Source organism: Streptomyces sp. NPDC002403, from assembly GCF_053593015.1.
Genome location: NZ_JBSFBQ010000002.1, coordinates 13,261 through 27,824, shown reverse-complemented (window position 1 = coordinate 27,824; position 14,564 = coordinate 13,261). Strand labels below are relative to the sequence as shown.

14 protein-coding genes are annotated in these 14,564 nt (G+C 72.8%); 9 read left to right on the top strand and 5 right to left on the bottom strand.

Features of this window, described 5'->3' with window-relative positions; all coding sequences use genetic code 11:
* The first annotated feature begins 130 nt into the window (after nucleotides 1-130).
* Both ACWCPY_RS02485 and ACWCPY_RS02480 read left to right on the top strand, forming a co-directional pair.
* Entirely contained in the window at nucleotides 131-727 is a 597-nt protein-coding gene (locus ACWCPY_RS02485; protein WP_451262445.1) for a TetR/AcrR family transcriptional regulator, read from the top strand.
* A gap of 119 nt (nucleotides 728-846) precedes the next feature.
* Nucleotides 847-2,805 carry an FAD-dependent oxidoreductase gene (locus ACWCPY_RS02480; RefSeq protein ID WP_451262444.1) on the top strand — a complete coding sequence of 653 codons (1,959 nt, stop codon included), beginning with the start codon at nucleotides 847-849 and terminating at the stop codon, nucleotides 2,803-2,805.
* 22 nt (nucleotides 2,806-2,827) lie between these two features.
* Here the strand turns inward: ACWCPY_RS02480 and ACWCPY_RS02475 are convergent, their stop codons facing one another.
* The 4 genes from ACWCPY_RS02475 to ACWCPY_RS02460 form a co-directional block, all read right to left on the bottom strand.
* The gene (locus ACWCPY_RS02475; RefSeq protein WP_451262443.1) at nucleotides 2,828-3,436 is read right to left on the bottom strand and encodes a LysE family translocator; all 609 of its coding nucleotides are present in this window, start codon (nucleotides 3,434-3,436) and stop codon (nucleotides 2,828-2,830) included.
* Nucleotides 3,437-3,451: 15 nt separating this feature from the next.
* On the bottom strand, nucleotides 3,452-4,240 hold the full coding sequence (locus ACWCPY_RS02470) for an EI24 domain-containing protein (protein ID WP_451262441.1): 789 nt from the start codon (nucleotides 4,238-4,240) through the stop codon (nucleotides 3,452-3,454).
* A gap of 114 nt (nucleotides 4,241-4,354) precedes the next feature.
* Nucleotides 4,355-4,783: an organic hydroperoxide resistance protein gene (locus tag ACWCPY_RS02465; RefSeq protein WP_451262440.1), complete on the bottom strand. Its 429-nt coding sequence runs from the start codon at nucleotides 4,781-4,783 to the stop codon at nucleotides 4,355-4,357.
* 89 nt (nucleotides 4,784-4,872) lie between these two features.
* Nucleotides 4,873-5,892, bottom strand: coding sequence for an NADP-dependent oxidoreductase (locus tag ACWCPY_RS02460; RefSeq protein WP_451262439.1), 1,020 nt, complete (start codon nucleotides 5,890-5,892; stop codon nucleotides 4,873-4,875).
* 151 nt (nucleotides 5,893-6,043) lie between these two features.
* On the opposite strand from ACWCPY_RS02460, the gene ACWCPY_RS02455 reads away from it, so the two are divergent.
* The 4 genes from ACWCPY_RS02455 to ACWCPY_RS02440 all read left to right on the top strand — a co-directional run bounded on the left by ACWCPY_RS02455 (nucleotide 6,044) and on the right by ACWCPY_RS02440 (nucleotide 9,944).
* Entirely contained in the window at nucleotides 6,044-6,466 is a 423-nt protein-coding gene (locus ACWCPY_RS02455) for a MarR family winged helix-turn-helix transcriptional regulator (RefSeq protein ID WP_451262438.1), read from the top strand.
* Nucleotides 6,467-6,564: 98 nt separating this feature from the next.
* A complete protein-coding gene (locus tag ACWCPY_RS02450; protein WP_451262437.1) occupies nucleotides 6,565-7,125 on the top strand; it encodes a hypothetical protein in 561 nt (186 codons plus the stop codon).
* Nucleotides 7,126-7,272: 147 nt separating this feature from the next.
* The gene (gene mreB / locus ACWCPY_RS02445; RefSeq protein ID WP_451262436.1) at nucleotides 7,273-8,310 is read left to right on the top strand and encodes a rod shape-determining protein MreB; all 1,038 of its coding nucleotides are present in this window, start codon (nucleotides 7,273-7,275) and stop codon (nucleotides 8,308-8,310) included.
* A gap of 23 nt (nucleotides 8,311-8,333) precedes the next feature.
* Nucleotides 8,334-9,944, top strand: coding sequence for a GAF domain-containing protein (locus ACWCPY_RS02440; protein ID WP_451262434.1), 1,611 nt, complete (start codon nucleotides 8,334-8,336; stop codon nucleotides 9,942-9,944).
* Here ACWCPY_RS02440 and ACWCPY_RS02435 read toward each other — a convergent pair.
* Complete coding sequence (locus ACWCPY_RS02435) at nucleotides 9,922-10,353, bottom strand: Lrp/AsnC family transcriptional regulator (RefSeq protein WP_072483521.1); 432 nt, start codon at nucleotides 10,351-10,353, stop codon at nucleotides 9,922-9,924. The genes ACWCPY_RS02440 and ACWCPY_RS02435 overlap by 23 nt on opposite strands.
* Nucleotides 10,354-10,500: 147 nt before the next feature.
* Here ACWCPY_RS02435 and ACWCPY_RS02430 point away from each other — a divergent pair, with 147 nt between their 5' ends.
* The 3 genes from ACWCPY_RS02430 to ACWCPY_RS02420 are packed head-to-tail and all read left to right on the top strand — an operon-like array spanning nucleotide 10,501 to nucleotide 14,554.
* On the top strand, nucleotides 10,501-11,709 hold the full coding sequence (locus ACWCPY_RS02430; RefSeq protein ID WP_451262433.1) for a nitrate/nitrite transporter: 1,209 nt from the start codon (nucleotides 10,501-10,503) through the stop codon (nucleotides 11,707-11,709).
* 27 nt (nucleotides 11,710-11,736) lie between these two features.
* A complete protein-coding gene (locus tag ACWCPY_RS02425) occupies nucleotides 11,737-13,206 on the top strand; it encodes an acyl-CoA synthetase (RefSeq protein ID WP_451262431.1) in 1,470 nt (489 codons plus the stop codon).
* The gene (locus ACWCPY_RS02420) at nucleotides 13,199-14,554 is read left to right on the top strand and encodes a carboxyl transferase domain-containing protein (protein WP_451262430.1); all 1,356 of its coding nucleotides are present in this window, start codon (nucleotides 13,199-13,201) and stop codon (nucleotides 14,552-14,554) included. Before ACWCPY_RS02425 ends, ACWCPY_RS02420 begins: the two co-directional genes overlap by 8 nt.
* The last annotated feature ends 10 nt before the right edge of the window (nucleotides 14,555-14,564 follow it).

The following is a 14,564-nucleotide window of genomic DNA, read 5'->3' as shown; positions in this document are numbered from 1 at the left end:
AACCGGACTGAATGCCTCCATACTGACTCCATGACAGGTAGAGCAGTAGGTTTCGTTATCACTTCGTGACACACGAATGGCGTACGGTCCGCAGTGCAGGACCGATGGAGCGCCGAAAGGGGCCGGGGCGATGGTGCGGGGCAGGAGTACGGAGCGGCGGGCGGAGATCGTCCGGGCCACGCTCGAAGTGATCGCCGAGCGCGGCTACCGCGGCGCCTCGCTGAGCGCGGTCGCCGAGCGGGTCGGGCTCAGCCAGCAGGGGCTCCTGCACTACTTCCCGACCAAGGAGGCGCTGCTCGTCGCCGTGCTGGCGGAGCGCGACCAGTGGGACACCGGCGGCTCCACCCAGAGCGACGGCGTCTGGCGGATCGAGCTGCTGGCCTCGCTGGTGGAGTACAACGCGATGCGGCCCGGCATCGTCCAGACGTTCTCGGCGCTGCTCGGCGAGAGCGTGACCGAGGGGCATCCGGCGCGGGAGTTCTTCACCCGCCGCTACACCCAGGTCCGGTCGAGCATGGCGGCGATACTGCGCGCGGAGTACGGCGAGCGGCTGCCCGGCGGGCTGACCCCGGAGCGCGCGGCCCCGTTGCTCGTGGCGGTGCTGGACGGGCTCCAGTACCAGTGGCTGCTGGACCCGGACTCGGTGGACATGCCCGCGGCGTTCGGGGACTTCCTGGCGCTTTTGCAGCCGCCGGAACAAGGGACTGCGAAGAACCCGCAATCATGACATCAGCTGCGGCGACGTACAGCGGAACCTGATCGACTCGCGCCCCCTGCGGGTGATTTCGGGCCGGTCTACGCGCGTCCGGGCACAGAGCACCCATTCGGGCGCCCCAGGGTTGCCGCATGACTACCGAGCCCGCCGGACCCTCTTCCGGCCTGCCCTCCCGCCGCACCCTCATCACGGGTGCCACCGCCGGTGCCGCCGCGTTAGCCGTCACCGCCGCTTCCGGCACCGCGAGCGCCGCCGCACCCGGTGCCGCGGGCTCCCCCGCCGCATCCGGCACCGTGCCCGCCCCCGCGGCCACCGGATCGGACTGGAACGCCTGCCTGACCGTCGCCCGCGCCATCCTCGTACGCGACGAACAGGACCGGCCGCTGGTCCCCCACTACCGCGACATCCTGCTCTCCAAGGGCCTGCCGCGCAGCCGCAGGAGCCCCAAGAAGGTGCTGATCGTCGGCGCCGGACCGGCCGGGCTCACCGCCGCCCATCTGCTGCGCGAGGCCGGGCACACCGTCACCGTCATCGAGGCCAACGGCAACCGCGTCGGCGGCCGGATCAAGACCTTCCGGCAGGGCGGCCACGAGAAGGCGAAGGCGCCCTTCGCCGACCCGAAGCAGAACGCCGAGGCCGGCGCGATGCGCATCCCCGACATCCACCCGCTGGTCACCGGCCTCATGGACAGCTTCGACCTGAAGCGCCGCCGCTTCCACCTGGTGGACGTCGACGCCGAGGGCAAGCCCGCCAACCGCACCTGGATCCACGTCAACGGAATCCGGATGCGCAAGGCCGACTACGCGGCGAAGCCCCAGGCGATCAACCGCTCGTTCGGGGTTCCCGCCGCGTTCGAGAACAAGACCGCCGCGGCGATCGTGCGGGATGCCTTCAAGCCCGTGCGGGCGGAGTTCGAGGGCAAGGAGGGCCGGGAGCTCGTCGAGGGCTGGGCGCGGGTGATCCAGCGGTACGGGCACTGGTCGATGTTCCGCTTCCTGACCGAGGCGGCCAAGCTCGACGAGCGCACCATCGACCTCGTCGGCACGGTCGAGAACCTCACGTCCCGGCTCCATCTCGCTTTTGTGCACAGCTTCATCGGGGCCTCCCTGATCAGCCCGGACACCGCGTTCTTCGAGCTGCCGGGCGGCACCGGCGTCCTCGCCGACGCGATGTACGCGCGGGTCAAGGACCTGGTGCGGCTGGACCGCCGGGCCACCAGGATCAGTCACGGCACCGACGGTGTCGAGGTCGAGACGGTCTCCGAGGGCCGCGACGGCAGGCCGCTGGTGCGTCAGACCTTCCGCGGCGACCGGGCGATCATCACCGTGCCGTTCTCCGGACTGCGCCACATCCCGGTCACGCCCGCGTTCTCGTACGGCAAGCGGCGCGCGATCACCGAGATCCACTACGACGCGGCGACCAAGGTGCTGCTCGAATTCAGCCGCCGCTGGTGGGAGTTCGAGGAGAAGGACTGGAAGGCCGAGCTGGAGCGGGTCAAGCCCGGTCTGTACGACGCCTACCGGCTGGGCAAGGCACCTGCCGACGGTTCCCTGCTGGGCTCCCACCCCTCCGTGCCGCCCGGCCACCTCCCGCCCAACCAGCGCGTGCACTACGCGGCGTACCGGGCGACCGCCCGCAACCAGCCCGAGGCGGCGCATGTCATCGGCGGCGGATCGGTCACCGACAACGCCAACCGCTTCATGTTCCAGCCCTCGCACCCGATCGAGGGCAGCGCGGGCGGCGTCGTCCTCGCCTCGTACAGCTGGGCCGACGACGCGCTGAAGTGGGACTCGCTGGACGACGACGAGCGCTACCCGCACGCCCTGGGCGGGGTGCAGGACGTGTACGGGCAGCGCGTCGAGGTCTTCTACACGGGCGCGGGCGCCACCCAGTCGTGGATGCGCGACCCGTACGCGTACGGCGAGGCGTCGGTGCTGCTGCCGGGCCAGCACACCGAACTGTTCGCCGATGTGCGCTCGGTCGAGGGGCCGCTGCACTTCGCCGGCGACCACACCTCGATCAAGCCGGCCTGGATCGAGGGGGCGCTGGAGTCGGCGGTCAGGTCGGCGCTGGAGGTGCACAGCAGCTGACCCGGGTCCGGCGGGGCGTCGCTCAGCGGGCCAGACCCAGGGTGACGCCCAGCCCGACGAGCACCGATCCGATGCCCCGGTTGAGGGCCTTCTGCCACCTCAGCATCGAGGTGCGCAGGCGCGAGTTCGAGAAGAACAGCGCGACCAGGGCGAACCAGCCGAAGTGGGTGGCGGACATGAACAGTCCGTAGCCCGCCTGCTGCCACACCCCGGTCCCGGGCCCGACGACCTGGGTGAAGGTCGACACGACGAAGAGCGTGGTCTTGGGGTTCAGCGCGTTGGTGAGGAAGCCGGTCCGCAGGGCTCCGAGCCGGGTCAGCCGCGGCTCGGTCCCCAGATCGACTTCGACGTCCCCGCGGGCGAAGAAGGTCCGCACCCCGATGTAGACGAGATAGGCCGCGCCGACCAGCTTGATCGCGGTGAACAGGGCGGTCGACGAGGCGATCAGCAGCCCGACGCCGAGCATCGTGTACGTGACGTGGACGAGCACGCCCGCGGCGACCCCGGCGGCGGCCATGAGTCCCGTCGTACGGCCGTGGAGGTAGCTGTTGCGGACGACCATCGCGAAGTCCGCACCCGGGCTGATGACGGCGAGGACGGTGATGACCGCGACGGCTATGAGCTCGGTCATGGGCGATCGGTCTCCTCAGTCCTTGTCCAGCGTGTACGGGGTGGGTGCCGGGTCGTCGTCCTCGTTCTCCGGTCCCACCAGGTCGCGCGCCAGCAGGGTCGCTCCGGCGACGGCGCCCGGCATCAGGAACACGGCGACGAACGGGATCAGGAAGGCGAGCCCCAGCGGTACGCCGAAACCGAGGGTCAGCAGGCGGCGGCCGCGCAGCAGGGCGAGCCGGTCCTTCAGGACCATGGCGCGGCGCTGGAGCGCGACGGCGGTGAGTTCCTCGGCGAGGAAGTAGCCGGTGACGCAGAAGCCGAGCACGGGGACGACGGTCTGGCCGAGCACCGGGATGAACCCGAGGGCGAAGAGCAGCACCGAGTAGAGCCCCACCCGCACCAGGATGCGGACGCTGTCGCGGGCGGAGATCCACAGCTCCCGCCAGAGCGGCAGCCCGGACTCGGGGACCTCGCCGCCCTCGGTGCGGTCGACCTGCTCGGAGAGCGACTCGTAGAAGGGCTGGCCGATCAGCAGCGTCACGGCGGTGAACGTGATCACGGCGAGGAAGAGCCCGAGGCCGAAGACCAGCACGGTCAGGGTGGTGCGGAGCAGGCCGAGCCAGGGCGAGGACCAGTCGTCGGCGAACGGGGTCGCCCAGTCCACCAGGTCGTCGGCGCCGTAGCCGAGACCGATGAGCGCCGCCACGTACAGCACGAGGGTGATCAGTCCGGGCAGCAGCCCTATCCCGAACCACCGACCGTGCCGGCCGACCCAGCGCTGTCCCTTTATCAAGTAGCCGAAGCCCGCCCCTAGATCACGCATGACGTCAGCGTACTGGCGGCAAAGGGCGCCGCCGGACGGGCCGTTGCCGCGGACATGGCCGAGGGCCGCACCCCTTCGTGGGGTGCGGCCCTCGGTCCGCCGCGAGCGGGGCGGTCAGGCGACCGACAGCTCGACCTTGATGTTGCCCCGCGTGGCGTTCGAGTACGGGCAGACCTGGTGGGCCTTCTCCACGAGCGCCAGCGCGGTGGCGGTGTCGACGTTGGGGATGGTGGCGCTGATCGCCACCTCCAGGCCGAAGCCGCCCTCGGCCGTCTTGCCGATGGAGACCTCGGCGGTCACCGTGGAGCCGGAGATGTCGGCCTTCTCCTGGCGGGCCACCACGCCCAGTGCGCCCTGGAAGCAGGCGCTGTAGCCGGCCGCGAAGAGCTGCTCGGGGTTGGTGCCCGCGCCGCTTCCGCCCATGGCCTTGGGCGGGTTGACGATGACGTCGAGGTTGCCGTCGTCGGACGAGACGCGGCCGTCACGGCCGTTCTCGGCGGTGGCGACGGCGGTGTAGGCAACGGTTATGTCCTGAATGGTCATGCTGAGGATTCCTCCTGCTGTGCGCCGCGACTCGCGCCCACGATCGCGACGGCCTGTGGATGAGCCTAACGGGTGCGCCGGGGCGGCTGTCAGGCGAGGGAGACGATCATCTTGCCGGTGTTCTCGCCGCGCAGCAGACCGAGGAAGGCGTCGAAGCCGTTCTCGATGCCCTCGACGAAGGTCTCGCGGTACTTCAGCTCGCCCGAGGCCAGCCAGCCGGCAACCTCCTGGACGAACTGCGGCTGGAGCGCGGCATGATCGCCGACGAGCATGCCCTGGATGCGCAGCCGCTTGCCGATGACGAGGGCGAGGTTGCGCGGGCCGGGGGTCGGCTCGGTCGCGTTGTACTGGGCGATCATTCCGCAGACGGTGACGCGGCCGTGCAGGTTGAGCGAGGAGATCGCCGCTTCGAGGTGCTCGCCGCCGACGTTGTCGAAGTAGACGTCGATGCCGTCGGGGGCGGCCGCGCGCAGCTGCTCGGCGACCGGGCCGTCGTGGTAGTTGAAGGCCGCGTCGAAGCCGTACTCCTCGACGAGGAGCCTGACCTTCTCGTCGGAGCCGGCGGAGCCGATGACCCGCGAGGCGCCCTTGATCCTCGCCATCTGGCCGACCTGGCTGCCGACCGCACCGGCCGCGCCGGAGACGAAGACGGCGTCGCCCTCCTTGAAGGAGGCGACGTCGAAGAGGCCCGCGTAGGCGGTGAGCCCGGTCATGCCGAGCACCCCGAGGTAGGCGGGGAGCGGGGCGAGCGAGGCGTCGACCTTCACGGCGCGCTCGGCCGGGAACTCGGCGTACTCGCGCCAGCCGAGGCCGTGCAGGACGTGGTCGCCGACCTCGAAGCCCTCGGCGTTCGAGGCGATGACCTCGCCGACCGCTCCGCCGTCCATGGGGCGGTCGAGCTCGAAGGGCGGGGTGTACGACTTCACGTCGTTCATCCGGCCGCGCATGTACGGGTCGACCGAGAAGTACAGATTGCGGACGAGGACACGGCCCTCGCCGGGAGCGGTGACCGGGGCCTCACGCAGCGCGAAATCCTCGGCCTTCGGCCAGCCGTGGGGGCGGGCGACGAGGTGCCATTCACGGCTGGACGTGGGAAGTGCTGCTGACATGGGCTCGGGTTCTCCTCAATGTCCTACGGGGTGGGGGAAGCTCCGGCCGGGGCGGTGGGAGCCGCACCGGGGAAGCGAAATACTTCATGTAGTGAAACAACCATGCTCCTGAATATTTCATGTTGTCAAGCAACCGGTTATCCTGGGTGTCATGGCCACCCCGCGCACAGACCCTCTGACCCTCGAAGTCGTCGAGCTCATCGGCACTGTCGTGGCGCGCTACTACGAGGAGTACGACGAGGCGGCGGCGGCCCACTCGCTCACCGGCGCGCAGGCGCGGGTGCTCGGGCTGCTCTCGCTGGAGCCGATGCCGATGCGCAGGATCGCCCAGAAGCTGAAGTGCGAGCCGTCGAACGTCACCGGCATCGTCGACCGGCTGGAGACGCGCGGCCTGGTGGAGCGCAGGCCGGATCCGGCCGACCGGCGGGTGAAGCTGGCCGCTCCGACGGAGCTGGGCGCGCGGACCGCGCAGCAGCTGCGCGATTCGCTGACCTTCGCCCGGGAGCCGCTGGCCGAGCTGTCGGACGAGGACCGGACGACGCTGCGGGACCTGCTGCGCCGGATGCTGGGCTAGGAACCTCGTTCGGATCGGGCCCGATCCGAACGCGAGGCCCCGGCCGGGCCCGTCCACCGGGCAGGCCCCGGGGACCGCGGTGTGGAACCGTTGGATCCATGACCGCACCCTTCGGCCCCCGTGAGTTCCAGCTCGTCCTGCTGCGCCGGATGGCCGACCACCAGCCCGGCCTCGTCGAGGACGCCCGGCACGAGCTGAGCGCCTCGCTCGCCGAGATGCGCGAGGCCAACCGCCGCTGGCAGGCCATGGTGCGGGCGCCCGGCGGACGGGGCGCGCTGCGCCGCTACCGCTCGGTGCTCGGCGAACCCGCCTCGTCCGTGCGCCGCACGATCGGCGATCTGGAGTGCGACGCGCTGCGGTGGCCGGTGCCGCTGTGGCCGGATCTCAGGTTCGAGGTGATGGTCGCGCCGGGCGGCGCGGTGTGGAACGAGTGGCTGGTCCGGGCCCCGGGGGCGCCCGCCCCGCAGCTGCGTACGGTCGAGGATCTGCGCCCCTGGTCCGGCACGGTCGACGAGGTCGCGCGGGCCTTCGCGCCGGCCCGCCCGATGGAGGGCAGCGCGCCCACCCGATGGGCGCTCGCGATCACCGGACCGGGAACGGGCGAGCGGTACGTCGCCGAGTTCACCTGGGGCCTGTTCCAGCGGCTGCTCCCGGGCTGAGCACCGCGCGGCCGCCCCTTCTGCCGGCCCGTCAGCCCGTACCTCCTACGGCTCAACCCGACGCGCGCCACGACTCCGAACGGCGCACGATGCCAGAGGGAGCCGGCTTCCGCCGGTACCGTCGTCCGCCACTCGGGAGAACCTGCCGTGACCGTCAGCCTTGAGCAGCTGCGCCGTTGCCATGTCGCCGTCGACCTCGGGGCCGCCCGGACCCGGGTGTACGTCAAGGGTCTCGGGCTCGTCGTCGACGAGCCGAGCGTCGCCGCGGTGAACACCCGTACCGGGTCGCTCATCGCCGTCGGCGCGCTCGCCGAACAGATGACGGGCCGCACCCCCGACTACATCCGGGTGGCCCGCCCGGTCACCGGCGGGACCGTCATCGACATCGAGATGGCCCAGCGGATGCTCCGCCATCTGCTCGGCGAGAAGCTCCGCCGCCAGCTGCGCCGCAAGCCCCGGCTGCGGGCCGCCGCCTGCACCCCGCACGACAGCGATCCGCTCGCCCAGCGGGCCGCCGTCGAGACGCTGGTCGGGCTCGGTGCCCGGCGGGTCGAACTGGTCGACACCCTGATCGCGGCGGCCGTCGGCTGCGGGCTGCCGGTCGAGCAGCCGACCGCCTCCATGATCATGGTGTGCGGGGCCGCGACCACCCAGATCGCGGTGCTCTCGCTCGGTTCGATCGTGACCGCCGTCCGCATCCCGATCGGCGGCGACGCCATCGACCACGCGGTGATCCAGCATCTGCGGCAGCACCACGCGCTGATGCTGCCGAGCCAGTCGGTGCGCCCGCTGCAACTGGCGCTCAGCGGCGGCGGCCTGACCTCGAAGGGGCCCGCCACGACCGAGATCCACGGCCGTGACGTGGCGACCGGGCTGGCCCGCTCGGTGGAGGTCGACACCGCCGCCGTACGGCAGGCCATCCACGCCCCGCTGACCGCGGTCCTGGACGGGCTCGGCACGATCCTGCGCGACTGCCCGCCGGACCTGGTGGCCGACCTCGTGGACTGCGGAATCATGATGGTCGGCGGGAGCGCGCTGCTGCCCGGGCTCGACCAGATGCTGCGGGACGCGACGGGCATGCCGGTGCACATCGCGGAGCGCCCGGACGTCTGCGCGGTACTCGGGCTCGGTGCCATGCTGGACGGAAAGATCGAGCCGATGGTCCTCGACCCGCTCGCCTGCTGAGCACGACCCTGGGGGTGCGGCGCATGACCGACGACACGACGGACACGGCCGCGGAGCCGTTCGGCGAGGAGGTCGCGGCAGCGGAGCCCGCCCCTCACAAGCCCCCGCTGTCGGAGCTCCTGGAAGCGGTGCTCGGCATCGGCTCCGATCTCGAACTGCGGGTCATGCTCCAGCAGATCGTGGACACCGCGACGGCGCTGACCGGCGCCCGGTACGGCGCGCTCGGCGTGCTCGACCCGGAGCGCGGCACCATCGGCGAGCTGTACACCACGGGACGGGACGACACCGGGCGGCAGCGGATCGGCCGGTTCCCGGACGGGCACGCGGGAATGCCCGGGGCACTCGCCGACGGGCCGGGGCCGCTGCGCCGCGACGACCCGACCGCCGACCCGCGGGCCGGCGGGGTACCGCCCGGCCATCCGCCGATGCGCTCCTTCCTCGGGACGCCGATCCGGGTCCACGACCAGGTCTTCGGCAACCTCTGCCTCACCGAGAAGCACACCGGCCGCTTCACCGACTCGGACGAGGCGGTGCTGAGGGCGCTGGCCGCGCAGGCCGGCATCGCGATCGCCAATGCCCGGCTGTACGCGGCGGCGCGGCAGCGGGAGCGCTGGATCGAGGGGGCGGCCGCCGTCACCACCGCGCTGCTGAGCGGCGGGAGCGCGGCCGACGCGCTGATGACCGTCGCCGAGGGGGCCAGGACGCTCGCCGACGCCGGCGCCGGGGTCATCCTCCAGCCCGACGAGGCGGGCGGGATGGAGATCGTCGCCGCCTCCACGCTCGACGACCCGGCCGGGATCGTCGGTACGACGATCGAGCCCGGCTCCGCGGTGCTGGTCCAACTGCTGGGCGGGGAGCCGGTGTTCATCGACGACTCGGCGACCGATCCGCGGATGACGACGCATGTGCGGTCGCGGTTCGGCCCCAGCATGATGCTGCCGTTGCAGAGCGGCGGGCGGCTGATCGGCACCCTCGCCCTGCCCCGGCGGCGCGGCGACCGCCCGTACACGGCGGTGGACCGGCTGCTGGCCACGCAGTTCGCCTCGCAGGCCGCGCTGGCGCTGGTCCTGGCGGACGCCGGGCACGACCGGGAGCAGCTCGCGGTGTACGAGGACCGGGACCGGATCGCCCGCGATCTGCACGACCTCGTGGTCCAGCGGCTGTTCGCGACCGAGATGATGCTGGAGTCGACGCGCCGCCGGGCCGCCGCCCCGGAGACGGACGAGCTGCTGGGCAGGGCCGTCGACGAGCTGGACTCCACCATCCAGGAGGTCCGGACGGCGATCTTCGCCCTTCAGCAGCCGCCCGCCGAGGCTCCCGCCACCTTCCGGGGCCGGGTGCTGCGGGAGACCGGGGGCGCCGCCGCCGTGCTCGGCTTCCCGCCGTCGGTGCACTTCACCGGGGCGGTCGACGCGCTGGTCGGGGAGCCCGTGGCCCGGCAGCTGCTCGCCGCGCTGCGCAGCGCGCTCGCGGCCGCGCACCGGCGGGCCGGGGCCTCGGCGATCGAGGTGGAGGTGGACGCGACGGCCGTTCTCCCGGACGGGCGGGCAGCGGTCCGGCTGACGGTCGCCGACGACGGGCGCGAGGAGGACGGCTCGCGCCCGCCGACCCTCACCTGGCAGGCGCCGCTCTGAGCGCGACCCGGGTGCTGGAGTGGGCGACCCCGGCCTCCCGCTTGAGCCGGCGCAGCAGTCCGTCCAGGGCCGCGGTGTCGGCGACGGCGGCCCGTACGAGATAGTCGTGGCCGCCGGTCACATGGACCACTTCGGTGATGCCGGGCAGGGAGAGCACCGCCCGCTCGAACACCTCGTTCGTCGTGTCGATCCGCAGCGTCACGTCGATGAAGACGACGAGTCCGGTACGGGTGTCGGCGGCCGGGTCGATGATCACGGTGAAGCCGCGGATGACGCCGTCGCGGCGCAGCCTGCGCACCCGGTCGGCCGCCGCGTTGGCGCTGAGCCCGACCCGTACCCCCAGATCGCGGTACGAGATCCGGGCATCCTCCTGGAGGATGCCGAGGATTTCTCTGTCCAGACGGTCCATACTGCGATTGTCGCAGCTTTGTCCGGTTCGTGACTGGGCAAGTCGCGTCCGGCGGTACCCCGCCCCCGTTCCCGTCCCGGGGCCGGGCATGACTCGCATGGCGCATTCCGGCGGGCCCGGGGCCTGCGCCCGCCCTTGACTGAGGGGGTGGATACCGCCGTCAAGCAGTCCCCCTCAACGGTCGACGCGCCGTCCGCGGCCGCCTGTCGCAACCTTGTGATGGCCACGATCGGGTTCGGGCTCACCTTCTGGGCCTGGAATCTGATCGCGCCGCTGTCCGGGGACTACAAGGAGCGGCTGGGGCTGACCTCGTTCGAGCAGTCGCTGCTGGTGGCGGTGCCGGTGCTGGTCGGTTCGCTGGGGCGGATCCCGGCGGGCGCGCTCACCGACAAGTACGGCGCGCGGCTGATGTTCCCGCTGGTCTCGGCGCTCACCATCGCGCCCGTGCTGCTGCTGATCCCGGCGCGGGACTCCTACGGCGCGATGCTCGTCGTGGGCTTTCTGCTGGGCCTGGGCGGCACCACGTTCGCGATCGGCATCCCGCTGGTCAACTCGTGGTTCCCGCCCGCCAAGCGGGGCCTCGCGCTCGGCATCTTCGGCATGGGGATGGGCGGCGTCGCCCTGTCCGGGTACTTCACCCCGAGGATCGCCGGGCACGGCGACGACCTCCCGTACCTGGTGGTCGCGGCGGCGCTCGTGGTGTACGCGGCGCTGGCCGCCGTGCTGATCACCGACCGCCCGGACCGAACGGTGCCGACCGACTCGCTCGCCCACCGGCTGGCCGACGCCGGACGGCTGCGGGTCACCTGGGAGCTGTCCGCGCTGTACGCGATCGGCTTCGGCGGCATCGTCGCGTTCGGCGTCTACCTCCCCACGTATCTGAAGACCTGGTACGACCTGTCGCCCACCGACGCCGGCACGAAGGCCGCCGGGTTCGCCCTGGTCACCGTCGTCTTCCGGCCGATCGGCGGCTGGCTCTCGGACCGCGTCCACCCGGCCGTGGTCACGGCGGCGGCGCTCGGCCTGGCCGCCCTGATGGCGATCGTCCAGGCCTTCGACCCGCCGCTGGCCCCGGGCGGCACGATCGCGCTGCTCTGCATGGCGGCGGGCCTGGGCACCGCGAGCGGCAGCGTCTTCGCCCTGGTCTCGCAGGTGACGCCGCAGGCGAAGGTGGGCAGCGTGACCGGGATCGTCGGCGCGATGGGCGGTCTGGGCGGCTTCGTGCCACCGCTGGTGATGGGGGCGATCTACAGCGCGAAGGGCTCGTACTCGATCGGCTTCATGCTGCTGTCCGACCTGGCGCTGGCGGGCTGCGTGTACGCGTACGGGCGCATGCGGGGACTCCGGCGGGACTAGGGTCTGTCACTTGCGGCAGCCCTTAGGGTGCGGTGGGTGACTCCTCTTCTGTTTGTGCCGGATGACGGTTCGACCCGGGAAGCCACCCGGTTCGGCGAACACGCCATGACCTACGAGCGGTTGGCCGCCGCCTCCACCGCGCTCGCCGCGCGCATCGCCGGTGCCGGGCGGGTCGCGGTCTGGGCCACTCCCACCCCCGAGACGGTGGTCGCCGTCGTGGCCGCGCTGCACGCCGGGGTGCCCGCGGTTCCGCTCAACCCGAAGACGGGGACGCGCGAACTGGCCCACATCGTGTCCGACAGCGAACCGAGCGTGGTGCTGGCCGGGGCGGGCGATCCGCTTCCGCCGGTGCTGGAGGCGCTGGAGCGCATCGATGTCGACACCGGCCCGCGGGAGTCCGGCGCCGCGCTGCCCGAGCCCTCCCCCGAGTCCCCCGCGCTGATCGTCTACACGTCCGGCACCACGGGCCCGCCCAAGGGCGCGATCCTGCCGCGCCGGGCGATCGCCGCCTCGCTGGACGCGCTGGAGGAGGCCTGGCAGTGGACCGGCGAGGACGTGCTGGTCCACGCCCTGCCGCTGTTCCACGTGCACGGCCTGATCCTGGGCGTGCTGGGGCCGCTGCGCCGGGGCGGGTCGGTGCGGCACCTGGGCAGGTTCTCCACCGAGGGAGTGGCCCGGGAACTGTCGTGCGGCGGCACCATGCTCTTCGGCGTGCCGACGATGTACCACCGGCTGGCCGAGGCCCTCGACGGCTCCGGCCCCGGGGCGGCCGGACTGGCGAAGGCGCTGGCCGGGGCCCGGCTGCTGGTGTCCGGGTCGGCCGCGCTGCCGGTGCACGACCACGAGCGGATCGCGGCGGCCACCGGCCGCCGGGTCATCGAGCGGTACGGCATGACGGAGACCCTGATGAACACGGGTGTCCGGGCCGACGGCGAGCCGCGCCCCGGAACGGTCGGCGCGCCCCTGCGCGGTGTGGAGCTCCGCCTGGTCGAGGAGGACGGCACCGTCCTCAGCGCGGATGCCACCGGCCCCGACGCCATCGGCGAGATCCAGGTGCGCGGCCCGAACCTCTTCACCGGCTATCTGAACCGCCCCGACGCCACGGCCGCCGCATTCACCGGGGACGGCTGGTTCCGTACCGGGGACATGGCCACCCGGGACGCCGACGGCTATGTACGGATCGTCGGGCGCAAGGCCACCGATCTGATCAAGAGCGGCGGCTACAAGATCGGCGCCGGGGAGATCGAGAACGCGCTCCTGGACCACCCCGGCGTCCGCGAGGCCGCCGTCACCGGGGAGCCGGACCCGGATCTGGGCGAGCGGATCGTCGCCTGGGTGGTACCGGCCGACCCGGCCTCGCCGCCCTCCGCGCAGGAGCTCGCCGGCCATGTGGCCGCCCAGCTGTCCCCGCACAAGCGCCCGCGCACGGTCCACTACCTGGACGCGCTGCCCCGCAACGACCTCGGCAAGATCATGAAGCGGTCGCTCCATGCCTGAGCGGCTGACGGCGAGAGCGGCGATCGCGGCAGTCACCGACGACTTCGAGGAGTCCCCGGCGCCCGGGGACGCCGTCGCGCCCGGTCACGACGGGGACGGGCCCCTGGCCTGGGCCGGGTACGCGGACTCCCGGGCCCGCGCCGCGGCCCGTACCGGCGAGGAGGAGTCCGTCGTCCACGGCCTCGCCTCCGTCGGCGGCCGGCGCTGTGTGCTGGTCTCGTTCGAGTTCGGGTTCCTGGGCGGTTCGCTGGGGCAGCGCACCGGGGACCGGCTGGAGGCCGCGTACGAGGCCGCCCGGACCCGGGCGCTGCCGCTCGTCTCGCTGATCGCGACGGGCGGCAGCCGGATGCAGGAGGGCATGGTCGCCCTGACGCAGCTCCAGCGGGTGGCCCGCGCCTCGGCACGGCTGCGGGCGGCGGGCCCGGCGCAGCTCGCGGTCCTGCGCGACCCGACGACGGGCGGCGGCTGGGCCACGCTGGGGGCGGGCGCCGATGTGATCCTGGCGCTGCCGGGCGCCCAGGTCGGGTTCGCCGGCTCCCGGGTACGGCCCCCGGACGCGGACCCCTCCGCGTACACCGCACAGGGTCAGCTGGCCGCGGGGCAGATCGACGCGGTCGTGCCGCCCGGGGAGCTCGCGGAGACGGTGGCGCACTGGCTGCGGGCGCTCCACGCCCCGGGCTCCCCGGCGCTCCCCGCCCCCGTGCCGGACGCCCTGTCCGCCACCGGCCTCCCGCAGAGCGGCTGGGACGCGGTCCGCCAGGCCCGCTCGCCCGCCCGGCCGCGCGCCGAGGCGTATCTGGACGCCTATTTCGAGCACCGGCTCCCGCTCGGCGGCGACCGCTGCGGGGGTACGGACCCGGGGCTGCTCTGCGGTTTCGGGTGGCGCGACGGCCGGTCGATCGCGTACGTCGCCCAGTGCGGCACCGCGACCCGCCCGGCCGGTTACCGTGCGGCGGCGCGGGTGATCCGGCTGGCCGGCCGGCTCGGCGTCCCCGTGCTCACCCTGGTCGACACCCCGGGCGCGGCGAACGACGCGGAGGCGGAACGGGCGGGCGCGGGTGCCGCCATCGCCGACGCCTTCGCGGCGATGGCGGAGGCCCGGGTCCCCGTCACCACCCTGGTGATCGGCGAGGGCGGTTCGGGCGGTGCGCTGGCACTCGCGGCACCGGGGAACACCCATGTCACCCGGGACAGCTACTTCTCGGTGATCGCCCCGGAACTGGCGGCGGCGATCCTGAAGCGCGCCCCGCAGGAGGTACGTGCCACGGCCGACCAGCTGCGGCTGCGCCCCCAGGACCTGGTGGAACTGGGCTTCGCCCGCTCGGTGGTGGGGCCGCCGCGGGAGTGAGGCGGGAACG